This window comes from Natrinema pellirubrum DSM 15624, assembly GCF_000230735.2.
GTDB classification, from domain to species: domain Archaea; phylum Halobacteriota; class Halobacteria; order Halobacteriales; family Natrialbaceae; genus Natrinema; species Natrinema pellirubrum.
The window spans coordinates 1-25,058 of the sequence record NC_019962.1 but is presented as its reverse complement, the minus strand read 5'-3'; the positions used below and the strand labels follow the sequence as shown (position 1 = coordinate 25,058).

At 67.0% G+C, this 25,058-nt stretch carries 22 protein-coding genes; 10 read left to right on the top strand and 12 right to left on the bottom strand.

Annotation, left to right across the window (positions count from 1 at the left end):
- Positions 1 to 37 precede the first annotated feature (37 nt).
- The 6 genes from NATPE_RS00110 to alaS form a co-directional block, all read right to left on the bottom strand.
- Positions 38 to 754: a type 1 glutamine amidotransferase gene (locus NATPE_RS00110; RefSeq protein ID WP_006183122.1), complete on the bottom strand. Its 717-nt coding sequence runs from the start codon at positions 752 to 754 to the stop codon at positions 38 to 40.
- A 128-nt stretch (positions 755 to 882) separates the two neighbouring features.
- Entirely contained in the window at positions 883 to 2,136 is a 1,254-nt protein-coding gene (locus NATPE_RS00105; RefSeq protein ID WP_049804962.1) for a class I adenylate-forming enzyme family protein, read from the bottom strand.
- Between the two features lie 57 nt (positions 2,137 to 2,193).
- Positions 2,194 to 2,979: an alpha/beta fold hydrolase gene (locus NATPE_RS00100; RefSeq protein WP_006183120.1), complete on the bottom strand. Its 786-nt coding sequence runs from the start codon at positions 2,977 to 2,979 to the stop codon at positions 2,194 to 2,196.
- Between the two features lie 72 nt (positions 2,980 to 3,051).
- Positions 3,052 to 3,564, bottom strand: a complete 513-nt coding sequence (locus tag NATPE_RS00095; RefSeq protein ID WP_006183119.1) for a DUF3368 domain-containing protein — start codon at positions 3,562 to 3,564, stop codon at positions 3,052 to 3,054.
- On the bottom strand, positions 3,565 to 3,855 hold the full coding sequence (locus tag NATPE_RS00090) for a UPF0175 family protein (RefSeq protein ID WP_006183118.1): 291 nt from the start codon (positions 3,853 to 3,855) through the stop codon (positions 3,565 to 3,567). It abuts the gene before it with no gap.
- A 108-nt stretch (positions 3,856 to 3,963) separates the two neighbouring features.
- Positions 3,964 to 6,741: an alanine--tRNA ligase gene (gene alaS / locus NATPE_RS00085; RefSeq protein WP_006183117.1), complete on the bottom strand. Its 2,778-nt coding sequence runs from the start codon at positions 6,739 to 6,741 to the stop codon at positions 3,964 to 3,966.
- A 334-nt stretch (positions 6,742 to 7,075) separates the two neighbouring features.
- Between alaS and NATPE_RS00080 the strand changes: the two genes are divergently transcribed.
- The 3 genes from NATPE_RS00080 to NATPE_RS00070 all read left to right on the top strand — a co-directional run bounded on the left by NATPE_RS00080 (position 7,076) and on the right by NATPE_RS00070 (position 10,608).
- A complete protein-coding gene (locus tag NATPE_RS00080) occupies positions 7,076 to 7,732 on the top strand; it encodes a hypothetical protein (protein WP_006183116.1) in 657 nt (218 codons plus the stop codon).
- Positions 7,729 to 8,418 carry a hypothetical protein gene (locus NATPE_RS00075; RefSeq protein WP_006183115.1) on the top strand — a complete coding sequence of 230 codons (690 nt, stop codon included), beginning with the start codon at positions 7,729 to 7,731 and terminating at the stop codon, positions 8,416 to 8,418. Before NATPE_RS00080 ends, NATPE_RS00075 begins: the two co-directional genes overlap by 4 nt.
- Positions 8,419 to 8,511: 93 nt before the next feature.
- Positions 8,512 to 10,608 (top strand): GAF domain-containing protein, encoded by a 2,097-nt coding sequence (locus tag NATPE_RS00070; protein ID WP_015298623.1) that lies wholly within the window; start codon positions 8,512 to 8,514, stop codon positions 10,606 to 10,608.
- 9 nt (positions 10,609 to 10,617) lie between these two features.
- On the opposite strand, the gene NATPE_RS00065 is transcribed toward NATPE_RS00070, so the two are convergent.
- Positions 10,618 to 11,610: a replication factor C small subunit gene (locus tag NATPE_RS00065; protein WP_006183113.1), complete on the bottom strand. Its 993-nt coding sequence runs from the start codon at positions 11,608 to 11,610 to the stop codon at positions 10,618 to 10,620.
- Positions 11,611 to 11,741: 131 nt separating this feature from the next.
- Between NATPE_RS00065 and NATPE_RS00060 the strand changes: the two genes are divergently transcribed.
- The 4 genes from NATPE_RS00060 to NATPE_RS00045 all read left to right on the top strand — a co-directional run bounded on the left by NATPE_RS00060 (position 11,742) and on the right by NATPE_RS00045 (position 14,025).
- Positions 11,742 to 12,839, top strand: coding sequence for a bactofilin family protein (locus tag NATPE_RS00060; protein ID WP_006183112.1), 1,098 nt, complete (start codon positions 11,742 to 11,744; stop codon positions 12,837 to 12,839).
- A gap of 82 nt (positions 12,840 to 12,921) precedes the next feature.
- Positions 12,922 to 13,173: a ubiquitin-like small modifier protein SAMP2 gene (gene samp2, locus NATPE_RS00055; protein WP_006183111.1), complete on the top strand. Its 252-nt coding sequence runs from the start codon at positions 12,922 to 12,924 to the stop codon at positions 13,171 to 13,173.
- On the top strand, positions 13,174 to 13,596 hold the full coding sequence (locus NATPE_RS00050) for a GNAT family N-acetyltransferase (RefSeq protein WP_006183110.1): 423 nt from the start codon (positions 13,174 to 13,176) through the stop codon (positions 13,594 to 13,596).
- 60 nt (positions 13,597 to 13,656) lie between these two features.
- Positions 13,657 to 14,025 carry a hypothetical protein gene (locus NATPE_RS00045; protein WP_006183109.1) on the top strand — a complete coding sequence of 123 codons (369 nt, stop codon included), beginning with the start codon at positions 13,657 to 13,659 and terminating at the stop codon, positions 14,023 to 14,025.
- Positions 14,026 to 14,066: 41 nt separating this feature from the next.
- On the opposite strand, the gene NATPE_RS00040 is transcribed toward NATPE_RS00045, so the two are convergent.
- From NATPE_RS00040 to NATPE_RS00030, 3 genes are all read right to left on the bottom strand, one after another.
- Complete coding sequence (locus NATPE_RS00040; protein ID WP_006183108.1) at positions 14,067 to 15,413, bottom strand: tryptophanase; 1,347 nt, start codon at positions 15,411 to 15,413, stop codon at positions 14,067 to 14,069.
- Between the two features lie 153 nt (positions 15,414 to 15,566).
- Positions 15,567 to 16,193: a hypothetical protein gene (locus NATPE_RS00035; protein WP_006183107.1), complete on the bottom strand. Its 627-nt coding sequence runs from the start codon at positions 16,191 to 16,193 to the stop codon at positions 15,567 to 15,569.
- 144 nt (positions 16,194 to 16,337) lie between these two features.
- Entirely contained in the window at positions 16,338 to 17,516 is a 1,179-nt protein-coding gene (locus NATPE_RS00030; RefSeq protein WP_006183106.1) for an aspartate kinase, read from the bottom strand.
- Positions 17,517 to 17,722: 206 nt separating this feature from the next.
- Here NATPE_RS00030 and NATPE_RS00025 point away from each other — a divergent pair, with 206 nt between their 5' ends.
- Complete coding sequence (locus tag NATPE_RS00025; RefSeq protein ID WP_015298622.1) at positions 17,723 to 18,160, top strand: hypothetical protein; 438 nt, start codon at positions 17,723 to 17,725, stop codon at positions 18,158 to 18,160.
- Positions 18,161 to 18,393: 233 nt separating this feature from the next.
- Here NATPE_RS00025 and NATPE_RS00020 read toward each other — a convergent pair whose 3' ends face one another.
- Positions 18,394 to 19,959 carry a DNA-directed DNA polymerase II small subunit gene (locus NATPE_RS00020; protein WP_006183104.1) on the bottom strand — a complete coding sequence of 522 codons (1,566 nt, stop codon included), beginning with the start codon at positions 19,957 to 19,959 and terminating at the stop codon, positions 18,394 to 18,396.
- A gap of 178 nt (positions 19,960 to 20,137) precedes the next feature.
- On the opposite strand from NATPE_RS00020, the gene NATPE_RS00015 reads away from it, so the two are divergent.
- A complete protein-coding gene (locus NATPE_RS00015) occupies positions 20,138 to 21,013 on the top strand; it encodes a S24/S26 family peptidase (protein WP_006183103.1) in 876 nt (291 codons plus the stop codon).
- A gap of 92 nt (positions 21,014 to 21,105) precedes the next feature.
- The gene (locus NATPE_RS00010; RefSeq protein ID WP_006183102.1) at positions 21,106 to 22,068 is read left to right on the top strand and encodes a S24/S26 family peptidase; all 963 of its coding nucleotides are present in this window, start codon (positions 21,106 to 21,108) and stop codon (positions 22,066 to 22,068) included.
- Between the two features lie 87 nt (positions 22,069 to 22,155).
- Here NATPE_RS00010 and NATPE_RS00005 read toward each other — a convergent pair whose 3' ends face one another.
- The gene (locus NATPE_RS00005) at positions 22,156 to 23,916 is read right to left on the bottom strand and encodes a Cdc6/Cdc18 family protein (RefSeq protein ID WP_006183101.1); all 1,761 of its coding nucleotides are present in this window, start codon (positions 23,914 to 23,916) and stop codon (positions 22,156 to 22,158) included.
- Between the last annotated feature and the right edge of the window lie 1,142 nt (positions 23,917 to 25,058).

The window sequence follows — 25,058 nt, the reverse complement described above, 5'->3', positions numbered from 1 at the left end:
CTACTGAGAAAACAGTTCCGCCGCTACCGGAACAGGCTTACGCCGAAACGTCGGAACTGTCCGCGACCGCGTTCGCGTGCTTGAGCTCGCGGACGAACTCGAGGAAGTTGTCGAAGACGAGTTTCGCCTCGCAGGAGCGGCGATAGTTCTCCTCGGTGATCTCGGCGAGGATCGACTCGCGGCGGTCGTCGGAGAGGTCCTTGCGGTGGACGAGTTCGCGGGCGGTCTTCGTGTCGTACTCGGGGTGGAACTGGACGCCGAAGACGCGGCCCGTGCGGAAGCCGTGGTTCGAGTAGTCGTTTTCGGCGAGGGGGTCGGCACCGGGCGGGAGGGTAGTAACCGCGTCGGAGTGGCTGGTAAAGGACAGGAAGGTCTCGTCGATGCCGTCGAACAGCCGCGAGTCGCCGGTGTGTTCGATCTCGCTGTAGCCGACCTCGTAGACACCCATGTCCTCGACGGTGCCCCCGAGGACGTCGGCGAGCAGCTGGTGGCCCCAACAGACCCCGAGGAAGGGGATCCCGCGATCGATCGCCTCGCCGACCCACTCCTTGACGGGCCGCATCCAGTCGTCGTCCCAGTAGACCGACGAGCGGGAGCCGGTGACGACGGCACCGTCGTAGTCGAAGTCGTCGGGGACTGTACCGTCAGTGGCGTCGAACTCCGCCAGCGAGGCGTCGAGTTCACGTCGGAAGTTCCGCGTCGTGTTCTCGTCCCGGTGAGCCGCGTTCAGGACGGCGATTCGGGGTTTACTCATTACGCCATACTGCCCACTGGACAAGAATAGGTGTTCCGCCCGATGCCGTGGTTGCCGCAACTGCCGACAGCCAGCACCGCGCCTCGAGCGCCGACGGCATCGAAATCGGTTACGCTCGCGACTGCGACTCATCGCAGGTAGTAGGTCCCCGCTTCGTCCCGCCAGAATCGGTCGCCTGTATCGAACCAGCCGTCGGCGATCCAACCGCGATTGCCGGCGTCGTCCCCGGTGCGCTCGAGTGCGGTCGGGTCGTCCCGCTGTTCGTCGGCGGTTCCGGCAGCGTTTACGTAACCGTCGGCAACCACCGGCCCCGAGAGTTGGAGGTGGCCGTCGGCCGCTCCCTCGAGGACCGTCCCCTCGTCGTCGACCAGCCGGGCACGACAGTCCGGAACCGGACGGCCGACCGGTGACCCCTCGGACTCGTCGGCACGGGTGTCGCCGACGAACCCCTCGCTCAGGGCAGTCGGACACTCGAGGCGGCCGTAGACCCGTGCGACCGGCACGTCCCGATCTCGGTAGGCCCGGATCACATCCCCGTCGTCCGGCGCTTCGCAGACCGCACGCTCGAGCGAGGCGGCGGCCGCGTCGAAGCCGGGTTCGGCCGCGATGTCCCGGAGGACGGCCTGCCGGCCGGGCAACAGCGTGGCCCCCTCCTCGGCGATCGCGGTCGCGGCGTCGCCGGGGTCGAATGCCCGATCGAGCAGGAGCGTTCCGCCGACGTACAACACCGACAGCGCGACGCGGACGAGCCCGTCCGGCGCGGCCAGCGGCGTCGTGAGGGGGACGACGTCGTTCGCGGCCAGTCCCCACGCGGCGACGGCCGTCCGGCAGTTGCGTTCGAGGGTCTCGCTCGCATAGCCCGCAACCGGTCGACCCGACTGGCCATGGAGGGCGAGCAGCGGAGCGTCGCCCGGCCGGCGATCGTCGACTTCGACACCGGCGCGATCCGCCTCGGACAGTTCCGCAAGTGTCACCGACCGGTCGAACGGGATCGACCGCACTAGATCGCGCTGGGCCGCCTCCGCGACGACGATCTCGGGCTCGAGGACATCGAAGGGACGCTCGACGGAGGCGGGCGTCAGCAGATGGGAAACCGGCGCGAGCGTCGCCCCGAGCCGTCGGCAGGCGAAAAACAGCGCCAGCGACACGACTCGGTTTCGGGTGACGAGACAGACCGTGTCGCCGGCCCCGATCTCGAGCGCGGCGAGCCGTTCGGCGGTTCGGTCCGCGATCGCCGATAGCTCGCCGTAGGAGACCCGGTCCTCGTGAACCGTCTCCGCGGGCGCGTACAGCCGGTCCTCCGAGATGTCGACGACCGCGGTCCGGTCCGGGAAGTGGTCGGCCCGTCTGGCCAGCGAGAGGGTCACAAGGGTCGCTTCCACGCTCGCATACGTAGTATGGCGGGGGTCAGTCGCAAGCACTCCCGCCGCCCGACCGAGTCACCCGGAGTCGTCGGTCTGTGCCTCGAGAAAGCCCAGCAGGAGATCGTTGACCGTCCGCGAGCGCTCGATGAAACAGAGATGCCCCGCGCCCTCGAGGTCGCGGAACTCCCCGCGGGGCAGTCCCCGCGCCAACGCCTTCCCGGCCGCCGGCGACACGAGTTCGTCCGCACCGCCGTAGATCACCCGCGTCGGCTGGGTCACCTCGACCAGCCAGTCGGTCGCGTCGAACCCCTCGAGGGCCGCGACCTGTGCCGCCCAGCCGTCCCGTTCGGCGTCGCCGTCGGCCCGCCAGTCGACGATCCCCTCGAGTGCGTCGGGTTGGGCCTCGCGGAAGTCCGTCGAGAGGCCGGCCGTGAGCGACTCCCGAAGCGCGTCTCGGTCGTCCGGCGGGGCAAAGAGCGGTTCGAGGTCGAACGCCTCGCCCTCGGCGGCCGTTCCGAACAGCGTCAGCGTCGCGACGCGACTCGAGTCTCGAGCGGCACAAAGTGCGATCGCACCGCCGAGCCCGCAGCCGACGAGATGTGCGTTCGTAATCCCGCAGTCGGCCAGCACCGCCTCGAGGTCGGCGGCGAGCGTCTCGAGGTCGTAGGGACCGGGCGGTGCATCCGAGCGACCCGTCCCACGGAGATCCCAGACGACGGCCTCGTGGGGGCCGGCGACGGCGGCGTGTTGCCAGCCCCACAGCCAGCCGCCGAGGCCGGCCTCGGGGACGAAGACGACGGGCGCGCCCTCGCCCGCACGGTCGTAGTACAGCGAGACGGCTCCGTTCGATGCGGTCGGCATGAGAGAATCGACGGGGCGGCGGTGAAAGAAGGGGACGGTTTCGACTCGAGTTCCCGGTTTCTCGATAGTCGCTTACTCCTCGAACGTCTCGAGTTTCCGGACGAGTTTCGAGTAGAGAGCAGGCGAACAGTACCAGCCGGCGTCGATCATCGCGTCGATCGTCTCGCGCGCCTCGGAGACGGAAATAGCGCCTCGTTTCACACACAGGAGTACGAGATACGCCGTCCCGCGCGTCTCGATTCCTTCGATGTCCGCGACCCGGCGTCCGGCCGCCTCGTCCATCACGGCGGTCGCATCACGGGCCGCAGCACAGGCGAGTACTGCGACGTCAGCGTCGCTCACGTTCGGGTTGCGTTGGAGACGGGTCGTAAGCGGCGTCTCATCGACCGAGACGATATCGAAGATTCCGTCTTCGATGCACTGCTCGATGCGCCGCGCGTCGGGATAGCCGTCTTCGAGGCCGGCGGTCACGACTTCGTCGTGAACGGGTTCGGGAATACGACAGCGACGGTCCAACTTCGAAGCCAGCCGTAGCTGCTCGACCTTCGCGAGGTAGATAAGCGGTGTCGCGTCGAAAACCCACATCTATAGCTCGTCGAGATCCGCTTCGAGATGGTCGCTCGATACCCAAGAGATATCCCGTTTTTCAACGAGGGCCGCGAACTCCCAGTCGGACATCCCCGCGATTTCGGCGGCTTTCGTGAACGTGACGTCTCCCTCTGCGAGACGGTCGAGGGCTTGTTCGCGACGCCACTCCGCCAGTCCTTCAGCGAGCAGCTTTCGAACGGCCGTACTTCGGTCGAGGCGCTCTTCCTCGAGAAAGTCCTCGAGTTCCGCCTCGAGATCGTCCGGTACCCGCGCCGAAATCGTCCCCATGGCGTATACTATATTTGCATCGTATACAAGCGTTTTCCCGTATTCGAAGCGGCGCTCGGAGGATAGGGAACGATGTTCGAGGGCAGCCCGAACGGAACGCAGTGCCGATCAGGCGTTCAGGATCTGGCGCAACACGTCGGGGGCGTCCTCGAGCGCCGCGTCCAGATCGTCGACGTTGGGACCGCCGCCCTGTGCGAAGTCCGGTGGGCCGCCGCCGCCGCCGCCGACCTTGGCGGCGAGTTCGCCGACGACCTCGCCGGCGTTGACGCCGACGTCGTCGGGGACGGCGACGACGAACTGGGCGCCGCTCTCGCCGCTGCCCAGCACGGCGATCTTGCCGTCCTCGACGAGGGCGTTGGCGGTCGCCCGCAGTTCGTCCATGTCGGCGTCGATCCGCTGGACCACGGCGGTCGTCTCACCGACCTCGACCTCCTCGCCGCCGCCACCGCCGCCGGCGCGGGCTGCGGCGAGCTGTTCGGTCAGGTCTTCGATCTCCTTGCCTCGAGCCTTCCACTCCTCGAAGAACCGCTCGGCGGTCTCGGGGACGTCTTCGGGCGAGACGTCGAGGATTTCGGCGGCCTCGTAGAGGGCGTCTTCCTTCGCTTGCGTGGCCTCGATGGCGGCCTCGCCGGCCGCGAAGGTGATCCGCTCGACGCCGTCTTGGACGCGCTCGGTCGAGAGGACCTTGATCGTGCCGATGTCGCCGGTGCGGGCGACGTGGGTCCCGCCGCAGGCCTGGACGTCCTCGTCGACGGTGATCAGCCGGATCTGCTCGCCCGGCGGGATCCCGCCCTGATAGAGGTCGAAGCCGTGTTCGGCCTCGGCATCGTGGCGGTCGGGCCACTCCTGAGTGACCTGCGTGTTGTCCATGACGATCTCGTTTGCCAGGGACTCGATCTCCTTGACGTCCGCGCGGGAGATCCGGTCGTAGTGGCGGACGTCGATCCGCGAGGAGTCGACGCCCTTCTGTGCGCCGGCCTGGCGGATGTGTTCGCCCAGCACCTGCCGGGCGGCGTGGATGACGATGTGGGTCGCCGTGTGGTGGCGCATGAGCTGACGGCGACGACCGCCGTCGACCTGCCCGTTGACGAACTCGCCCTTGCCGGGGCTCTCGTCGGTCCGGTGGAGGATCACGCCGTCCTCGATCTGGACGTCCTCGACCTCGACGGTGGTATCGTCGGTCGAGAGCGTCCCCGTGTCCGCGGGCTGGCCACCGCCCTCGGGGTAGAACATCGTCTGATCGAGGACGACGTCGGAACCCTCCTCGCGCTCGAAGACATCCAGCACGACCGCCTCGAACTGGGTGCGCCCCTGATCGTCGTAGTAGAGCTTGTCCGTCTCGGGGAGGTCGGCGAAACGTTCGTCTTCCTCGTCTTCGGCCTCCGCAACGACCTCGGGCGTATCGTGGCGTTTCGCGACGAGGCTGTAGAAGTCGTCGGGGATCTCGACGTCAGCCCCCGATTCCTCGGCGATCTCCGCGACCATGTCCGGCTGGATACCGTGGGAGTCGTAGAGTTCGATCAGTTCGTCGGTCGGGATCGGCTCGCCTTTCTTCGCGTACTCCTCGGCCAGTGTCTCGACTCGTCGGCCGCCCCGTTCGAGCGTCTCGCGGTACTTCTCGACCTCGGTACGGACGATGTCCCGGATCGTGTCGCGGTTCTCGTACTCGAGGCGTTCGGCCTGCATGTCGACGAGTTCGTCAAGCGGCGCGTCGACGCCGACGGTGTCACAGAGCCGTTTGGTGCGACGAAGCACCATCCGCGCGAGGTAGCCAGTACCGACGTTCGAGGGGACGATGCCGTCGCCGAGCATGTACGCCAGCGTCCGGCAGTGGTCCGCGATCGCGTAGATGTCCTCGAGCGGTTCCATCAGTTCCTCGAGGGTGTCGACGTCGACGTCGAGTTCGGCCGCGATCTCGCCGCGGGCGGTCTCCATGTCCTCGGCCTCGTCGATGTCCATGTGGCCCGCGAGCTTGGCGGCCCGATGGATCAGTGCCTCCTGCTCGTCGGTGTGGTCGAGCCCGGCGTTGTCCTTCAGGAAGGCGATCATGTCGGGATAGACCGCCTCGTAGACGGTCGGGGTCCCCTGTGAGACCCAGGTCCAGCGCTCGAGCCCGTAGCCCGTGTCGACGATGTAGGTGTCCATCGGGCTGTAGCGGTTCCCGTCTTTCATCTCGTACTCGCCGTCCGGGTCTTGCTCCATCGACATGAAGACCAGCGTGGCGAGTTCGACGCCGCGGTAGATGACCTCGATGGCGGGGCCGGCGTTGCCGCCGCCGACCCACGGATCCTCGATGTAGATGACCTCCTCGAGGTCGACGCCCATCGAGTCGAAGAAGCCGTCACAGAGTTCGACGGTCCGGTCCTTCCAGTAGACCTCGCCGTGGTAGGCGTACTCGTCTTCGTCGACGTCCTCGCGCGTGTTGAACGCGTGGTGGGCCATCATCTCGAAGGCCATCGTGTGTCGCCCGGTCTTGCCGACGTTGTCGATGTCCTGCATCCGGATGCAGGGCTGGGACACCGTCAGCGGGTTCGCGGGCGGGGGCGTCTCGCCGCTGGTCACCAGCGGCTGGAAGTCGTAGATCGACGCCTGTGTCAGCAAGACGTCGTCGCGCCAGCGGTTCGCCGCGACCGGGTAGGGATCGATTCGCTCGTGATCGTGATCCTCGAAGTAAGAGAGAAAGGCCTCGCGCATCCCCGAGAGGTCGTACGACTCCTCGAAGCCGGAGTTGTCGATGAAGCCGTACTCCTCGCAGGGCGGTTCACCGCAGGTCTCCCTGCCGTGATCGCGCGTCCAGAAGTGCGCGCCACACTCCGGGCACTCCTTGCGCTCGAACCCTTCCTCCTCGAAGTACTCGAGGCGGTATTCCGCCGCCAGTTCGCTCATTACGCGTCTATTGGCCCTGCAGCGCGTAAAACAGTTCCGCAACCCCGCCGCCCGAACGGAACGACGAGGCGAACGAGATCGGGAACAGAAGAGTCGGATGCAGCTGTTGCCCGACGACGGGCGATCGTGAACGGTCCGATAGCGGGCGTCTGCCGCGGATTATTGTCCGGCCAATCGAAGTGGAAGCTAATAAGTACGTTCCCGGAGTCAAAATGACCGATGAGGGAAACGCTGTGGATCCGGGGGTACGGCGAACGATCGGCGGAGACGGTGAGGGGCAACAGCCGTCGGCCCTGACTGCTGTAGTTCGACGCCAGCGACGGCGGAGGTAACCGTGTCGACGCGACGGAGCCTCCTCCGAAAAGCCGGGTTGGCCGGCGTCGGGACCGTCTCGGGTGCGGCACTGCTTCCGTCCCCACCGGACGCAACCGACTCGAGCGGAACGGTCGAAGCCGCCGAACCGCCCGCGGCGGTCGGCGACTGGGTCGACGAGCCGATCACCGACGAGGCCGAGACACCGATCGGGCGCTACCACTACAAGCCGACGCCCGACGGCTACCGGGCGACCGCCCCGTTCAACGTCGTCGTTCTTCCGGCTACAGGGGGCGAGAGTGGCCTCGAGCGGATCATGTCGGTCCTCGTCGACGAGGGCTGGGTCCGCAACCCCGAGGAGTACACCCGGTACGCCTGGGACCGGACGGCCGAGGAGTACGTCCGCCAGGAGGCGACGGCCGCCCAGACCTACTACGGGACCAACGGCCGGCGACACGTCCGCTGCTGGTCGTTCGAGGGGATCGTCTCGATGCAGGCTCACGAGGACACACCCGCCCGGCCGAAACACGGGGTCACGTCCTACCTGCGCGGCCGGGAGACGATGGAACGGATCTTCGCGGACGAGGGGTGGCACGTCTCCCCGCGTGCGATCGATCTCCGAAACGAGAAGGGGCCCGACCACGACGGGCTCGCGACCGTCATCGCGGAGGAACCATGAGTACCGACACGGGCGACCGGCACTCGCCGGGCGCGGCCGCGTCGATCGGTGCCGCGCTCGAGCATCCCCTCGTCGGCCGCTATCGGCGACGGACGGCGCTGACGATTGCGTATCTGGGCGGACTGGTCGCGATGTTCGCCGGGAGCTACCTCGGGGCGCGAGTGAGCGTCGGCGGCGACGTCCTCGACACCGTCTCGACGAAGGGGTTCGACGCGCTCAGCATGGTCTTTATCGCGTTCGTCATGCTAACGCTGCTGATCGTTCCCGTCTGCTATGCGCTCTGGAACGGCGGCCCAGGGATGGCCGCGCTCCTCCCGCTGGTCCCGGTCGCGCTCGGCGACCTCGTCGTCGGGAGCTACGTCCTCGATCTCGATCTCGCGACCGGGCTGACCGTCGGTGCGAGCGCGGCCGCGCTCGCGCTCGTCGCGACGGACGCCCGGCGAGCGGGCTCGCTGCGGTTCTGGGAGGCTCCGATCGACGACGACGGATTGCTGTTCGTCACCGCGGTGTCGCTCGTCGGCGCGTTCGGCGTGGCCCGATTCGTCGCCGCCGCACCCACGTACGTCTACGAGTGGTACGCGCCCTTCGGAACCCTCTGGCTCGTCCCCGCCGGGGTCGTCGGAAGCTACTGGCTCCGCCGGCTCCGGTCGGTGTGGCGTCCACGGACGAACACCACCGCCGACTAACCGGCCTCGAACCGATCCGTTCGGCGGCCGCGGCTCACCGGTCGATAGCGACGACAGAACTTTATCCCGCCGGTCCAGTCACGTCGGACAGACGTGAGCCGCGACGGCACACCCCCTTCGGCGACCTCGCGACCCCGAACGGTTCTCTACGTGGCCGACACCGAACGGGCCGCCAGCGACGGTGCCGCCGCGCTCGAGGCCGTCGAGTCGGGGCCGACGCGGTCGGTCCACGCCGTGACGACGGTCGATCGGGTCCGCAACTGGGCGGCCGAAGCCGACTGCGTCGTCTTCGCCGAGACGCCGACGACGGCGGCGGGAGCGACGCTGCTCGAGGTCGTCGACGCCTGCGGGGAAACGCCGCTGGTCCTCTTTACCGAGTCGTCGTACGCGCCGACGGCCGCCCGATCGACCGACGGGATCGACGGCTACGTCCGCCGGGACACCGACGACGCCATTTCGCACCTCGCCGACGAGATCGAGTGGGTCTGTGCGGGGTCCGGGACCGTGGCCGACGGGCCGGAACGAGAGCCCGAGTCCGAACCCGATGCGATCGCGCTGGCCGGCGACCGAGAGCCGTCGACCGACCGGGCGGCCGAGCGACTGCTCGAGGCGGTCCCCGAGCTGGCCGCCTGTCGCGATCGCGACCGGCTCTTCGAGCTGGTCGTCGAGACGGTCGCAGACGCCCTCGAGCGGGATCGCTGCTGGCTGTCGACGGTCAATTTCGGGACGTTCGAGCCGCGGATGACGACGTCGGCGATCGGGACCGACGAGCTATCGCCGCTTCCCCGCGAGGGACCGCTCGAGGACATCTTGCAGTCCGGCGACCCGCTGCTGATCGACGATCTCGCCGCCGACGATCGACTGGCCACCCCGCTTGCGGACGCGGCGTCGCTGTGTTGTGTCCCCGTCGGCGACGTCGGCCTGCTCTGTGTCGCCGCCGCCGAGCCTGACGCGTTCGACGAGGCCGACTGCGAGGTCCTCTCGGCGTGGTGTCGAGCCGCCGGCGCGGTCCGCGAGCGGATCGACGACGAAACGGGTCGCCGACGCGAGCGGGACCGCCTCGAGAACCAACGGGACCGGCTCCGGAGCGAGCGGGATCGCCTCGCCGAGGAACGCGACCGACTCGAAGACGAACGCGATCGCTTCCGGGCGCTGTTCGCGAACGTCCCGGAGCCGACGATCCGCTACGAGACCGACGACGGCCAGCCGGTCGTCCGCGACGTCAACGATGCGTTCCGCGAGGTGTTCGACGTCGATCCCGAGTCGATTACGGGGACGCCGGTCGGCGAAGACGCCGTCCCGCCGGGACTCGAACACCGACAGACCGCACTGGCGGACGCGCTCCGGTCGGGCGAGCGTCGCCAGCTCGTCAGCCGCCGGGAATCGGTCGAGGGAGTCCGGGAGTTCCTGCTGACGCTGGTCCCCGTCGAGCCCGACCCGGAGCGCGACGATCACAACCCAGAAGGGCTGATCGTCTACAGCGACGTCACCGCGGCCAACCGGACCGAGCGGGAACTGGCCGCCGCGCGGGCGCGCCTCGAGACGATCGCTGACCTGCTCGACGACGACGTTCGACCGCCGCTGAACGTCGCCCGGGGCTATCTCGAACTCGCGGCCGAAACCGGCGATCCCGACCACTTCGCGGAGGTCGACGACGCACAGGAACTGCTGCGGGAACGGATCGACGAACTGGCCGCGATCGCCCGCGAGGACGACGTCCTCGTCGAGACCGAACCCGTCGCGGTCCACGACGTCGCCCGGCGGGCCTGGGTCGCCGTCGACACCGGCGACGCGCGGCTCGTGACGCAGGCGCCCGACGACCGCGTCCTCGAGGCGGACAAGACGCGGCTCCGGGAACTGTTCGAACACGTGCTGGGAGCCGTCATCGACGAGGAGGGCAACGCCGAGGGTGACGACCACACCGGTGAGACGCCGCCGGTCGTCACCGTCGGCGCGACCGACGACGGGTTTTACGTCGCCCGGCGGGCCAGCGAAGACGCCGACGCGGGAGGTCCGACGACCGAACCCGTGCCCGGCCAGTTGGCCGCAGCCGACGGCACCGGGTACGGGCTCGGCACCGTCGAACGGATCGCCGACGCCCACGGCTGGGACGTCGGCGTCGCCGAGGACGACGGCCGCGTCGCCTTCGCCTTCCGCGGCGTCGACTCGGTCGACGACGGACCCGCATAGAAAAGCGCGTTAGGGCTCGTTCTCGAGGGCCAGCGACGCCAGCATCGCCTCGAGTTGCAGGCGTTCGTTCGCGCCCTCCGTGATCCGGTAATCGACCTCGCCGAGTCGCTCGAGCAGGCGTACGGTCGCCCGCTCGGGGATATCGAACTCCCATGCCGAGCGGTGGAGTTGGTCGATCACGTCGCCGCCGGCGAGTCCGCGTTCGGTCAAGAGGTCCTCGAGGGCGGCGCGGGCGGCGGTGAAGTCGCCGTCGATGGCGTGTTCGACCATCGCCTCGACTTCCTCGGGGCGGGCGGTGGCGGTGATCGCGAAGACAGTCTCCTCGTCGACGGTCTCGCCCATCACGGCGGCGGCCTGCAGCCCGTTGATCGCCTTCCGCATGTCGCCGTCGGCCGCGAAGACCAGCGCGTCGACCCCGTCGTCGGTGACGTCGATCTCCTCGTTCGCGGCGATCTCGCGGACCTGGGCCTCGATGGCGTTCTCGGTGAGTTCGGTGAACCGGAAGACGGCACACCGCGATTGAATGGGATCGATGATCTGGCTCGAGTAGTTACACGAGAGGATAAAGCGCGTGTTGTTCGAGAACTGCTCCATCGTCCGCCGGAGCGCGGACTGGGCGTCGGAGGTCAAGGCGTCGGCCTCGTCGAGGAAGATGATTCGATGCGAGTAACCGCCGAACGAGGAGCGTGCGAAGTCCTTGATGCGGTCGCGGACGACGTCGATCCCGCGCTGGTCGGAGGCGTTCAGCTCGAGGAAGTTCTCGCGCCAGTCGTCGTCGTAAACCTCGCGGGCGATGGCCTGTGCGGCCGTGGTCTTTCCTGTTCCCGCCGGACCGGCGAAAAGAAGGTGAGGGAGGTCGTCCTGCTCGACGTAGTTCTCGAGTCGCGGGACGATGTCCGTGTGGCCCTTGATGTCGGCGAGCAGTTCCGGCCGGTACTTCTCGATCCAGACCTCCGTCTTCCCGGGGGTGGGCTCCGCCGCCTCGGCGTCGGCCTCGCTCATACCGGTCGAAGGTGCGGACGCAAGATAAATCGCCCGAAGGGAGTTCTCGCATCTCGAGCCGACAGCGGAACCGGCACGGGTATTGATATCTGCATAACACGTTTTTCTATTTGCTCGTGGTCAGGAGACGTATGCAGGGAGAGCGCTACGGTTCACGGCTCGTCGTCGCGATGCTGGTCGCAATCGTGATCATCGGCATCGGTCCGCTGACGGTCGCCGCCCAGTCGAACGGCCAGACCGGCGGCACCGTCGTCGTCGAGGAAGGCGAGACGGTCGACAGTCTCGAGGCGTTCGGAGGAAGCGTCGTCGTTCGGGGAACCGTCACCGGCGACGTCAGTGCCGTGGGCGGTGACGTCCGGATCGAACGCACCGGCGTGGTCGGCGGCGACCTCGAGACGGCCGGCGGGAGCGTGACGATCGCGGGTACCGTCGACGGCGACGTCGACGCCGGCGCGGGGAGTCTGACGATCACCGAAGACGGAACTGTCGGTGGGACCCTCACGGCCGGCGTCGGGACCGCGACGATCGACGGGACCGTCGAGGGTGACGCCGTGATCGGGGCCGATACCATCCGGCTGGGCGAGACGGCGTCGATCGCCGGGGATCTGCGGTACGACGGCGACCTCGAGGGCAACACCGACGCGGTCGATGGCGAGATCGAGCAGGACGCCTCGCTGGGAGTCGACGTCGCGCCGACGGTCCAACCGTTCGCGTCGTGGTTGTTCACGGCCTACGCCCTCGCCGTGAACCTGTTGCTGGGCGCGCTCTTGCTGGGGCTGTTCCCGCGGTTCTCCGACGGCGTGGCCGACCGCGTCGCAAGCAGTCCGATCCGGTCGGGGCTGGTCGGGCTGGCCGCCTTCATCGGGATTCCCGTCCTCCTGATCGCGCTCGCGATCAGCGTCGTCGGCCTCCCGCTGTCGCTGGTCGGCGGCTTCGCGTTCGCCCTGCTGATATGGGTCGGAGTCATCTACGGTCGCTTTGCCATCGCCGCCTGGGTCCTGTCGCTCGTCGGGCTCGGGAACCGCTGGCTCGCCCTCATCGTCGGGCTGGTCGCCGGTGCCCTCCTCTCGCGGCTGCCGGTGCCGATCGTCGGCGAGGTCATCGGACTGCTCGTCCTCCTGCTCGGGATCGGCGGGCTCGTTCGCGGCCTCGTCGGCCACTGGCGGACCGCGCGGGATCGCGACCGCGAGCGGCCGGCTCCCAGCTCCGACGAGCCGACCGTGGACTGACGGCGGCCGACGAGACGGGGTCGGCCCCGCCGCCGTCGACTGCGAGCGACGCGCTCAAGAACGCCCCGTTGCAAGTGAGGGTATGCAGGTCACCGTCGACGTCAAAGGTGAGGACACCTACGAGTTCGATCTCGAGGCGGTTGCGGGAGCCGACGCCGGCGGGGTCGACGGCCGCGACGCCGAGCCGCCGACCTACGCCGATCTCCTCCGCGAGGTCGACCTGAGCCCCCACGAAGTGAGCGTCCTCGTCGACGGCCGTCCGGTGCCCGAGGATCGACCGGTCGAGAGCGAGCAGGTGACCGTGCTGCGGCTCATCAAGGGCGGCAGCCGGTAGATGTTCGTCCGTCCCGCGACCCCCGACGAGTCCCTCGACGTGCGGCGGATCCTCGACGCCGCCATGCTCGAGCCCGGCGACGTCGAGGCCCGGATCGAGGACGGCGACGTCCTCGTGGCGGGCGACCGGTGCGAGGGGAGCGCCGACGGCGCGGTCGGAACCGACCGGATCCTCGGCACCGTCGTCCTCGAGCCGATCCCGGACGAGCGGGGTGCCCACGTCGCGTCGATCGGCGTTCGCCGCCGCCACCGCGATCGGGGGATCGGGTCGGCGCTGATCGATCGCGCCCTAGAGCGCGAGCGCCGGCTCACGGCCCGATTCGACGACGGCGTCCGACCGTTCTACGAGCGGCTGGGATTCGCGATCGAGGCGATCGACGACCGGCGACACCGCGGCGTCGCGGTGCGGGGAGACGACGATTGACCGAGACCCGTCGCCTGCCGGCCCAGCTTTATCCCGACGGAACGTGGTAGCCACCGCCGCATGGCGCTCCAACGGCTGCTCAGCGGTGATCCGTCGAAGCGTTCGAAGGTTTATCTGGCGATCGGTGCGCTCTCGCTGGCGAAGGCGATCGCGGTTCGCAACGACCGGAAACGGTTCCGACGCGAGTTGCGCGACGCGGGCCTGTTCCTCGGCGTCGGGTTGGCGCTGCGCCGGTTCGGCAAGATGCGGGCCCAGAAGCGCCGGGAACTCGAGTCACAGGTGCCCGACTGGGCGATCAAGCTGGCGACTTCCGAACCGGCGAAACAGGGCGTGCGAAACGTCGCGAAACAGCGGCTCGGGCGCGAGTCGGAACCACAAGCGGAACCGAGCCTGAAGGATCGGGCCCAGCGCGTCCTCTCGAGTCGCTGATCACACAGTACAGCGACCGTCTCGAGCGATCGGGCGCGTTCTCACGACGGGATCGGCTCGAGGCTGGCGGTGAAGTGACGCAACTCGCGGTTTTCGGGCTCGGACGTGATCTCGAGTCCGTCGACCGCTTCGCGCTTCTCGAGGACGGTCGCGGCGGTTTCGGCGACGTGTTCGAAGTGTTCCGTGTGGTACGTACGGCGCGGGACAGCGAGGCGGACCAGTTCCGGTCGGTCAGTGTCGGGGAACGCGAAGCTCCCGAGTTCGACCCCGCGGACGCCGCCCTCTCGGTACAGTTCACAGACCAGCGCCTGGCCCGGGAACTCGTCAGCGGAGAGGTGTGGAAGCGCCGCGCCGGCGTCGAGGTAGACGGCGTGACCGCCGGGCGGCGTGTAGATCGGGACGCCCGCGTCCTCGAGCAGGTCCGCGAACGCGCGGACACCGTCGAGGCGGTCGGCGACGTAGGCCGCTTCGACGGCCTCGCGAAGGCCGGTAGCCATCGCGGCGAGATCCCGTCCGGACATCCCGCCGTACGTGGGAAAGCCCTCGTAGAGGATCGCTCGCTGCTTGCACCGCTCGAACAGCGCCTCGTGGTCGGTCGCGACGAAGCCGCCCGCGTTGGCGAGCCCGTCTTTCTTGCCGCTCATGACGATGGCGTCGGCGTGGGAGAGCTGTTCGCGGGCGATTTCGTCGATATCGCATCCGGCGAACTCGTCCTCGCGGCGGCGGACGAAGCCGGCGTTCTCGGCGAACCGGCAGGCGTCGATGACGAACGTCGCGCCGATCTCGTCGGCGAACGCCCGCACCTGACGGGTGTTCTCGACGGAGACCGGCTGGCCCGCCGTCGAGTTGTTCGTGATCGTCAGAATCACCAGCGGCACGCGCTCAGCGCCCACCTCGTCGACGACCGAGCGGGCCCGCTCGAGCGAGAAGTTGCCCTTGAACGGCTCGTCAGACGTGAGGTCGTGGGCTCCTTCGACGGGACAGTCGACCGGGTCAGCCCCCTGATTCGCGACGTGGGCCCGCGTCGTATCGAAGTGCGTGTTGTTGAGCGCGACGTCGCCCTCCTCGAGAAGGGCGCCGTAGAGGACGTTCTCCGCGCCGCGACCCTGATGGGTCGGGACGACGCGCTCGAAGCCCATCACGTCCCGAACGGCGGACTCGAGGTCGGCGAAGCTCCGCGACCCCGCGTAGGACTCGTCGCCACGCACCAGTGCGGCCCACTGGGCGTCACTCATCGCGCCGGTACCGCTGTCGGTCAGGAGGTCGACGAAGACGTCCTCGGCATCGAGATCGAAGACGTTGTAGCCGGCCTCGGCGAGCGCTCGTTCGCGACGGTCTCGAGAGGGGAGCCGGATCCGTTCGACGACTTTCGACTTGTAGGCGACCATACGGCAACGAGGACGGCGCGCGTGTTCAGTCTAGTTGCGGCTCCGTGTCCATCGATGGCGCGAACCGTCCGTTGCAGGATGGATCGGCTCATCAACGGCTGAAGCGGGCGGCCTGTGGTCGAACGCGGCTGCCGAACGCCTCGTCGACCGCAGTCAACGGGCACCGGTGTCGCCAAACGCGTCGTTCCCGACCCGCGTCGGCGTCGGTTCGGGACCGACGAGTTCCAGATCGGTTCCGGCCCGGACGGTGAGCGCGGACGTCGAGTCGCTGCCGGCCCCGTCCGCATCGCCGGTATCGGTCGCCTCGCCCCGCCCGCTCGAGGCCGTGACACTGCCTCTCGAGGCGGCGTCGGAGCCATTGTCGGTATCGGCCGACGCGTCCTCGCTCGACCCGGTCGCCGTGACGGCGCTGAGTTCGGTCGCCGTCGCGTCGATCACGTCGCCGTCGTCACGGACGACGACATCCGGATCGCCGACGAATTCGAACGCGAGGGCAGCGGCGGGACCGGCCACCCCGCCGGCCGCGTCGCTCCGATCGGTCGGGTCCGGGTCAGCCGCTGTGTCCGCGTCCGCCGGCGTGACGGTCTGGAGGTCGTCGAAGAGTTCGGTCGCCGTCGTGTCGTCGACGGCGGCGTCGTCGGGGATCGGGTCGTGAGCGCCGTCACCCTCGAGGTCCGCCGGCGAGTCGACGCCGAACTCGGCGAGGACCGCGTCTGGATCTGGCTCGACGTCGGGGAACACTTCAGTCGGGGTCGAATCCGGGCTCATGACTCGCCCCATTCGGCACCGCCCCTTCGTTACGGCGTCGCTACCGTTGTTTCGGCAGTGATAGTCACGTACTAAAATTCGTCTCGATCGGACGACGGTCACGATCTGGAATCGATCGAGCGGCGTCGGAGCGGGTCCGACGCCGGAAACCGGTGCCTAGAACAGGTCCTGGGTCAACTCGAGGGTCTTCTCCCGGTCCTCCCAGTCGACGAACAGCGCGACGCTGGTCGCGCTGGTGATGATGTCGTTAAGGTGGATTCGAGCCTCGGACAGCGGGTTGACGATCTCGCTGATGATGCCGGGCTGGTTGGGGAGTTCGCCGCCGGTGACGCGGACGACCGCGACCGGCGAGTCGACGGTGACACTCGAGAGTTCGTCGCGGGCGATGACCTCGCGGTGAAGGATGTTCTCGGCGCGTTCGGCCTCCTCCTCGTCGATGTAGAAGGTGATGGTGTCCATCCCGCTGGCGACGGCGTCGACGTTGACGTCGCTTTCGGCAAGTGCCTCCGAGAGGTGGTTGAAGATGCCGGGCTGGTTCCGGATCGCCCGGCCGGCGACGGTGAGACAGGCCAGCGGCCGCTCGCGCAGGTCGACGAGGTTCTTGAACTCGCCCTCGATGCTCGTCCCGCCCGACAGCAAGTCGCCGTGCTGGTAGTGGACGACCCGGACGTCTAGCTTGCCGTCCTTGTAGGAGAGCGCGGAGGGGGCGACGACCTCGGCCCCGCGAAACGAGAGGTTCCGGAGTTCGTCGACCGAAATCTCGCCGACGTTGCGAGCCCCTTCGACGACGTGGGGATCGCCGGTCATGACGCCCTCGACGTCGGTCACGATGACGACTTCGTCGGCGTCCATGTACTTGCCCATCATCACGGCGGTGGTGTCGCTGCCGCCGCGGCCGAGCGTCGTGATCGAGCCGTCCGGCCCTTCCGCGAGGAAGCCGGTGATGACCGGGACCGTGCCGTCGAGATCGACGGCGATCTCCTGGGCGCGTTTCTGGGTTTCCTCGACGTTGACCTCGCCGTACTCGTCGGTGACGACGGGCCAGCGATCGCTGCCGGGTTCCAGGAAGACGGCGTCGATGCCCCGGGCAGTGAGTGCGGCCTTGAGCATCCGAACCGACGTGCGCTCGCCCATGCTGACGATCTGGGCGCGGTCTTCCTCGTCGGTCTCGAAGGTGATCTCCTCGAGCAGTTCGTCGGTGGTCGACCCCATCGCACTGGCGACGACAGCGATCTCGTGGCCGTCCTCGACGGCGGCGGCGATCGAGTCCGCGGCGCGGTTGATCCGGTCGCCGCTGCCGAGACTCGTGCCGCCGAACTTGGCTACGACGCGCATGCTGACACCTCGCTGACCGTGTGCGTGACGGTGGTGTGACTCATACTCGTTCCGTTACCAAGGCGTGCAGATAACTGTGTCCATCGTCCGGGTTTTTGCCCCGGTCATTCGACCCGTAACGGCCCCGAAACTGACAGTAACGATACCAGTCAGGGAAGACACTCGCGACCGGGATTTATTGTCGTGCGTAGCATTACCACATGCCGATGAACGTACGGGACGCTCTCGAGGCCGACGCCGACGCGCTCGCGTCGATCGCCGACTCCCCGACCGACGTGATGCGCAATCTCGTCCACGACCGGACGGTGCGCGTCGCGGAAGACGGGAATCACGATCCCAACGCCGACGTCTCGGGATCGCAATACGACGGCTCCGATCCGGAGGACCTGCTCGGGTTCATTAGCTTCGACGCGCGCGAAGACACTGTTCACGTCACCCAGCTCGACGGGACGGACGAGGCCTGCAAACGGCTGCTGGCCGAACCGGTCCGGTTCGCCGAACGCGAGTCGATGGCCGTCGAAGTGCTGGCCGCCCGCGACGCCGATCCGATCGAGACCGCCGCCGAGGACCTCGGCTTCGAGCGCCGGGGCCGCGGCCCGCGGTTCAACGGCTCCCCGACGGTCCGGTTTCGACTCGAACCGTAGCGAAACAGGCGGTTGTCTGGCCTCGAGCCGAAGAAGACAAACGAGTGTCCGTACCGCGAGTGAGTGAAGCGAACGAGCGGGCCGACGACCGATGTGAGCGAGAGCGCGGCACGTAGTGCCGCGAAAGCAAGCGGCTTCGCCGCGAGCAACGAGCGAACGGAGGGAGGAGGCTTTTCATCGAAGTTTTGCCGAGTGCGGTCGCTCCGCGACCGCACGCAGCGCAAAAGTTCGGTTCAGCTGAACTTTTGGACGGTCACGTCGAGCGTGTCTAGATCGACGATCGGCGCGAAGCCGGCGTCGGGGTCGATGTTGACGCTCTTCTGGAAGTCCGTCTGGGCCTGCCAGCAGCCGGAGTTGATCGCCAGCACGTCGTGGTACTTGCCGAACCCGAGCTTGTGGACGTGGCCGGTGTGGAAGATATCGGGCACCTCGTCGATGACGAGGTAGTCCTCCTCTTCGGGCGCGAGTCGCGTGTGACCCCCGAACTGCGGCGCGACGTGGCGCTTCTTGAGGAGGTGATACATGGCCTTGTGGGGGTCGTCGTAGCTGGCTTTGTCCTCGGGCAGTTCCGCGATGACCTCGTCCAGACTGACGCCGTGGTACATCAGGACTGAGACGCCCTCGAGGGTGACCATCGAGGGGTTGCTCACGATCCGGGGATCGTGGGCGGACATGATCTCGCGCAGTTCCTCGTCGAAGCCGGGCTGGGGTTCGGCCAGTCGGACCGCGTCGTGGTTGCCCGGGATCATGACGATCTCGATGTCGCCGGGGATCTTCTTGAGATGTTCGCTGAAGGCCTCGTACTGTTCGTAGATGTCGACGATGTCGAGTTCCTCGTCCTGATCGGGATAGACGCCGACGCCTTCGACCATGTCGCCGGCCAGCAGCAGGTACTCGACGTGTTCCGCTTCCGCGGTGTGAAGCCAGTCCGCGAAGGCGTTCCAGGCGTCGGCCATGAACTCCTGACTGCCGACGTGGACGTCGCTGATCAGTGCCGCCTGGACGTGGCGATCGGCCGTCGACGGCTCGTGGGTCCGGGGAACGTCGGGGAAATGCAGCGAGTCGACGAAGGCGATCCCCGAGTCGTCCGCCAAGGTCCCCTCCATCGCCAGCACCTCGTCACAGAGCAGTTCGTCGACCAGGTCGACGTAGTCCCGGTCTTTCATCACCAGCCAGGGGAAAGTTCCCGTGGCGTCCTCGAGTTCGATCAGCCAGTGGCCGCTGGCCGTCGATCGGATGTCGTTGACCAGTCCGACCATCGCGACCTCGCTGCCGCCCGGCATGTCCTGAATGGCGGTCGCCGGCCGGTGGTTGACCCGTCCCTTGAGCTTGCCGCCCAGCCGGTCGAGTCGGTCGCGAAAGACCGAGACGAAGTCCTCGTACTCGCCCGTCCCGGTACTCTGGCCGGTCATATCGCCGACGATCTCGAGAGCGCGTTTCGCGGGATCGACGGAGCGATCGGCGGGCGTGGACCCCCCCGTTTCAACTGGAGTGGCTCCGGCCGGTTCGTCGCCCGGGTCCGGGTTGGTTCCAGTTGAAACGGAGGGGGTCGAATCGCCGTCGGGAACGGCGGCCGTTTCGGCGGGAGCCGCGTCGGCGGCGGGGGCGTCCGCCGAGAGCGCCGCCTCGACGTGTTCGGTCCGGACGACTAAGGCGTCCTCGGGGACCGCCTCGAGGACGCGTTCGAGGGCCGCACCGGGATCCGAGGCCCCGGCGAGCCGCGTCACGGCCTCGCGTTCGGCGTTGTAGCCGCGGCTCGTGAGTTCGCCGACGATCCGCGCGGGGGCCTCGAGTGGCACAGCCATCACATTCGCGAGCGGAACAAAAAGGGTAGCGAATGCCGGGTGCGCCGGCAACCGGCGACCGACCGGGCTGCTCCGTCGCCGGGACGGGATCGTCCGAAGTCGGACGAGCGATCGGTCGACCGACTGGTCGCCGCCGGAAGGTTCATGCGCGACTCGACGCAACTGCTCGGCAATGGACGGGCCCGACGCCGGCGAGAGCGACCGCGGCCGATCGGGGCCACCCGACGATCCGCCGACCGCCGACGTGTCCGATGGGGCGGCCGACCGGGACAGGGCCGACGACCGACTCGCGTCTCGACCCCGCCCGGGCGACGGCGTCACGATCGACGACGGGATCGTCCGCTGGTTCCTCGAGGCCGACGACCGAGCGGCGGTCGTGGGTCGGGACGTCGCGGCGAGCCTCGCGATCGTCGCCGTCGTCGGCCTCCTGCTGTTTGCCGTCGCCGGTACCTGGCCGCCGCTGGTGGCCGTCGAGAGCGGCAGCATGGAACCCCACCTCGAGCGGGGAGATCTCGTGCTTGTCGTCGACGAGGGACGGTTCGCCGGCGACGGTGCTGTCGACGGAACTGGTATCGTCACGCGCGAGCGCGGACTGGAGACGGGCCACGAGACGCTCGGCGACGCGGGCGACGTCGTCGTGTTCAGACCGGACGGCGACCCGCACCAGACCCCGACGATCCACCGGGTTCAGTTTCGGGTCGAGAAGGGCGAACGCTGGGTCGAAACGAAGGCCGACCCGGCGTTCGTCAACGGCGCGACCTGCGAAGAGATCGCGTCCTGTCCCGCTCGCTACGACGGGTTCATCACGAAAGGCGACGCCAACCCAGCATACGATCAGATCCCGCGGTCCGGGGCGGACACGACCGTCGTCAAACCCGAGTGGGTCCGGAGCAAAGCGATGGTTCGGCTCCCGTGGCTCGGCGAGATCCGGCTGGCGGTGGATTCCGCCCGTTCGCTGCTGGGCGTGGGTCCGGCGGGCGTCGCAGTCGTCGCAGGACTGGTCGCGATCGCGCTGTTTGCCGCGGCTGCCGACGGCCGGGATCCGTAGGACGTTTCGTGCCGGGCACTGCGATCCCTCGCGGCGATTGGCAGTCGCGACGAACGGAAAGTTGATTGGCGGCCCCGGCAAAACGGGGCACGATGAGCGGTTCTGATTCCGGGGCTCCCCCCGGCGATTCCGGCGACGGCGATCGCGAGCGGTCGGCGGCGAGTCCCGGCCGCGACTCGCCGGATGACAACGCCGAGAGTTCGCAGCAGCGCGGTGACCGCGAACACGCCAGTGACGACGGCGTCACGATCGAGGACGACGGCGTCGTCCGCTGGTTCCTCGAGACCGACGACGAGAACGTCATGTTGGTTCGGGACATCGCAAGCAGCGTCGCTCTCGTCGCCGTCGTCGGCCTCCTGTTGTTCGCGGTCAGCGGACTCTGGCCGCCGCTGGTCGCCGTCGAGAGCCCGAGCATGGAGCCGAACATGCACAGGGGCGACCTGATCTTCATCGTCGAGGACGGGCGCTTCACCGGCGACGGAGCCGTCGGCGACACCGGCATCGTCACGATGCAGCGGGGCGAAGAAACCGGCTACTCGGAGTTCGGTAACCCGGGCGACGTGATCGTCTTCCGACCGAACGGCAAGACAGCGACGACGCCGATCATCCATCGCGCCCACTTCTGGGTCGAGAAGAACGAGAGGTGGGTTGAAACGAAAGCCAGCGAGGAGTTCGTCGGCAACGCGACCTGTGAAGAGATCGCGTCCTGTCCCGCTCGCTACGACGGGTTCATTACAAAAGGCGACAACAACCCCGGCTACGATCAACTGCCGGGATCGGGTGCCAGAACGAACGTCGTCAAACCCGAGTGGGTGACCGGCAAGGCCATGTACCGGATCCCGTGGCTCGGCCACGTTCGACTGACTGTCGACAGTCTCTTGGGCGGCATGGTCGTCCCCGGCTCGCCCGCGGGTTCGGCCGCTCCCGTGACGCCCGCGTCGGTTGCTGGCTCCGGAGCGTCAGGGACAGGACTCGGTGGGGCAGTCGCCGGCGCGACCGGTATCGCCGGACTCGCCGGCGGTGCCGTCCTCGCTGCCGGTCGCTACCGGTCCTGACTCGCAGTCCCGTTCTTGGAGCGTTACCCGTCGGTACTGGCAGCGAAACGAATCGGCGAGGCAAAGACCAGCGGAGATCAGCGGAACTCAGTTCTCGAACCGAGCCTGTACGAACGGCTGGACGTCGTCGATATCGGAAAGCCGCGAATCGGAAAGGAGGACGGCCTCCGTCTCCTCGAGCGGGACCGAGAGGCTGATCTCCTTGGTTCGGCCGTACCGGCCCTTGGAGACGACGACGGCGTTGACGATCCCGAGCATATCGAGTTCGCTGATGAGGTCCGTTACGCGACGCTGCGTGAGGACGTCCGCGTCGATCTCCTCACAGAGCCGTTTGTAGATGTTGAACACCTCACCCGTGTTGATGCTGTGGACGCCGTTTTTCTCGAGCAGGATGATAGCGAAAAGGACGAGTTTCGACTGCGTGGGGAGCGTACGGACGACCTCGACGACCCGATCGAGTTCGATCTTGTCCTGGGCCTGTCGGACGTGTTCCTCGACGATCGTCTCCGACTGGGAGCGCTCGGCGAGTTCGCCGGCGGTCCGCAGCAGGTCCAGCGCACGCCGTGCGTCCCCGTGTTCCTGTGCGGCGAAGGCCGCACACAGCGGGATCACGTCGCCCGATAGCGCGCCCCCCTTGAAGGCGACCTCGGAGCGATGCTCGAGGATGTCACGGAGCTGGTTGGCGTCGTAGGGCGGGAAGACGATCTCCTCTTCGCCCAGCGAGGACTTCACGCGGGGATCGAGGAAGTCGGTAAACTTCAGGTCGTTCGAGATGCCGATGATCGAGACCCGCGAGTTCTCGAGTTCGGAGTTCATCCGCGAGAGATTATACAGCGTGTCGTCACCGCTTTTCTCGACGAGTTTGTCGATCTCGTCTAACATGATGACGACGACCCGTTCGTCGTAGTCGACGGCGTCGAAGAAGACGCTGTAGACCCGGTCGGTCGGCCAGCCGGTCATCGGCACCTCTTCGAAGGAGTCCTTGTCGTCTCGTAGCTCCGTGATCCGGGCTTCGATCTCGTCTCGGTCGTCGAACGGCGTCGACGCGAGCGGGTGATCGGGGGTCGGATCGGCGGCCCCGTCCCCGGATACACCGGGCCCGTCGGCAGCGTTCTCGAGTGCCGCCGGTTCGGTTTCGGACGATGAATCTGTTCGGTCACCGGACCCCCCTTTTTCGAGTGGAGAATCACCGGACTGCGGTCCGGTATCAGTTCCAGTCGAAGTTTCGGCGTCGCCGTCAACCTCGTCCTCGGAGACGAAATCGAACGGGTCCGACGCCGTCCGATCGTCCGGGTCGTCGCTCGAGGCATCGACGTCGATAGCGCGGTCGTACGCCTCGAGATCGTCCAGCAGGGACTGGAGTTCGTCGATCCGCTCGTCGATTCGAGCCTCGTTTTTCTCGATGAACTTGTTCGCGAGCTGTGCGAGGACTCGGTACTGGGTGTCGGTGACCTCGCAGTTGATGTACTCAACGTCACAGGGGACCGAGTACTTCTGAGACGTACTCTCGAGTTCCTTGCTGACGAACTTCGCGCTCGCGGTCTTGCCGGTCCCGGTTTTCCCGTAGATGAGAATGTTCGAGGGGGTCTCCCCGCGGAGCGCGGCGACCAGAATCGTCGCCATCTTGTTGATCTGATCGCTCCGATGGGGGAGTTCGTGTGGGGTATAGGACGGTCGCAGGACCTCCTTGTTCTCGAAGATCGGTTCGCCGCTCAACAGATCATCGAACAGGCCCTGATTCGACTCTTCGTCGCCGAGATCCGCGTTCTCGAAGTTTCCCGAGAACCCGTTCGCTCCGTCGACCTCGACCTCGTCCGAACCCGTGATCTCTGAATCGTCGTCTGACATCGGTCGTACACGAACCCCCTGGTTTCGGGTGGAGTACCGAGTCGGCAACCGGAAAGAGCCTCGTACGATGGCTTCCTTCAGTGGATTCGCGATCCCGGTTACACGATTCGGGTCCAGTTGATGCAAACGAAACAGAGGAAAACCACGCTAATAAATTTGTCCCTTCCCCGTCCGGATCGAGAAACAGCCGCCGATCGATGGCTGTGACTCGGCCCTGCCAACGACATCGCGTCCGCCGTTCGGTGGCCGAACGGAACCGATCGCCGCTGCTCACACGCTTGTGTCACGAGCGACACCGCCGTCCGAAAGGTGAGTTCGAACGCGGTATCGGGAACAGGTGAGAACATTGGGAACGGGATTTCGAGTCGACCGGCAGGGGGCTGGCTTCGACTGGAACGGACGGACGTACTGCGTGTGCGTTGGTAACATGTCAATGCACATGTCGACGATACATATTGGGATAGTAACTGAAGAGTGCGGCCGAGTTCTGTATCGGAAGTAGATGTGGGATCGACTGACAACGCCGGAAGAGAATGTGTGGTGTAGGATACCAATAGTCGATACCTTCCCCCCACCCCTTCGTTTCGGGTGGAACGCAGTCCAAGGGTGGGGTGGGGGGAGGGGGTCATTTTAGGAGGCAAGTTTTATGTATATAGCCTAGAAACAGTATCCGCAGAACTAGCAGACAACAGTATTTTGCTAGAGGGTTATTCAGTATTGCTAGTGCCTACTAGATCGACACCTCATAGCTTCTCTAATTACTAGATCAGTCTTCGAGTTACTAGAACCGATTCTCTCGCCGCGTTCGGCCTCGAGACCCTCCCGAACGGCGGCTCGAGTGGAAGTCAAGGGGGAATCCGGACCGATTCCGTCTCTCGATCCACTCCCCCGTTCGTCGGTCTCCACTCGAAACGAAGGGGTGGGGGGCTCCGCTCCGGGATCCTACTAGGTGATCCTTTATCACATACAGCTCGACACACCATATCGGGGCACTCGTTACCAGAGACCAATACTCTCCTTCGAAACACGGTTCTACGCTAACGGCTCGAAGCGGAACACGTTCTCGAGTCCCACTGTCGTTTTCCCTCGATTATCGGTCACTTCTCGTCAGTTCTAGGTGAACCACTGTCCGTCCGACCGAC

Bases quoted from the DNA above. Each gene is read 5' to 3' on its own strand.
- NATPE_RS00065 (WP_006183113.1), bottom strand. From the start codon at position 11,610: ATGAGCGAGGCCGACGCCGAGGCGGCGGAGCCCACCCCCGGGAAGACG.
- NATPE_RS00025 (WP_015298622.1), top strand. From the start codon at position 17,723: ATGAACGTACGGGACGCTCTCGAGGCCGACGCCGACGCGCTCGCGTCG.
- NATPE_RS00095 (WP_006183119.1), bottom strand. From the start codon at position 3,564: ATGTGGGTTTTCGACGCGACACCGCTTATCTACCTCGCGAAGGTCGAG.
- NATPE_RS00110 (WP_006183122.1), bottom strand. From the start codon at position 754: ATGAGTAAACCCCGAATCGCCGTCCTGAACGCGGCTCACCGGGACGAG.
- samp2 (WP_006183111.1), top strand. From the start codon at position 12,922: ATGCAGGTCACCGTCGACGTCAAAGGTGAGGACACCTACGAGTTCGAT.
- alaS (WP_006183117.1), bottom strand. From the start codon at position 6,741: ATGAGCGAACTGGCGGCGGAATACCGCCTCGAGTACTTCGAGGAGGAA.
- NATPE_RS00050 (WP_006183110.1), top strand. From the start codon at position 13,174: ATGTTCGTCCGTCCCGCGACCCCCGACGAGTCCCTCGACGTGCGGCGG.
- NATPE_RS00060 (WP_006183112.1), top strand. From the start codon at position 11,742: ATGCAGGGAGAGCGCTACGGTTCACGGCTCGTCGTCGCGATGCTGGTC.
- NATPE_RS00090 (WP_006183118.1), bottom strand. From the start codon at position 3,855: ATGGGGACGATTTCGGCGCGGGTACCGGACGATCTCGAGGCGGAACTC.
- NATPE_RS00030 (WP_006183106.1), bottom strand. From the start codon at position 17,516: ATGCGCGTCGTAGCCAAGTTCGGCGGCACGAGTCTCGGCAGCGGCGAC.
- NATPE_RS00100 (WP_006183120.1), bottom strand. From the start codon at position 2,979: ATGCCGACCGCATCGAACGGAGCCGTCTCGCTGTACTACGACCGTGCG.
- NATPE_RS00005 (WP_006183101.1), bottom strand. From the start codon at position 23,916: ATGTCAGACGACGATTCAGAGATCACGGGTTCGGACGAGGTCGAGGTC.
- NATPE_RS00045 (WP_006183109.1), top strand. From the start codon at position 13,657: ATGGCGCTCCAACGGCTGCTCAGCGGTGATCCGTCGAAGCGTTCGAAG.
- NATPE_RS00035 (WP_006183107.1), bottom strand. From the start codon at position 16,193: ATGGGGCGAGTCATGAGCCCGGATTCGACCCCGACTGAAGTGTTCCCC.
- NATPE_RS00040 (WP_006183108.1), bottom strand. From the start codon at position 15,413: ATGGTCGCCTACAAGTCGAAAGTCGTCGAACGGATCCGGCTCCCCTCT.
- NATPE_RS00075 (WP_006183115.1), top strand. From the start codon at position 7,729: ATGAGTACCGACACGGGCGACCGGCACTCGCCGGGCGCGGCCGCGTCG.
- NATPE_RS00015 (WP_006183103.1), top strand. From the start codon at position 20,138: ATGGACGGGCCCGACGCCGGCGAGAGCGACCGCGGCCGATCGGGGCCA.
- NATPE_RS00010 (WP_006183102.1), top strand. From the start codon at position 21,106: ATGAGCGGTTCTGATTCCGGGGCTCCCCCCGGCGATTCCGGCGACGGC.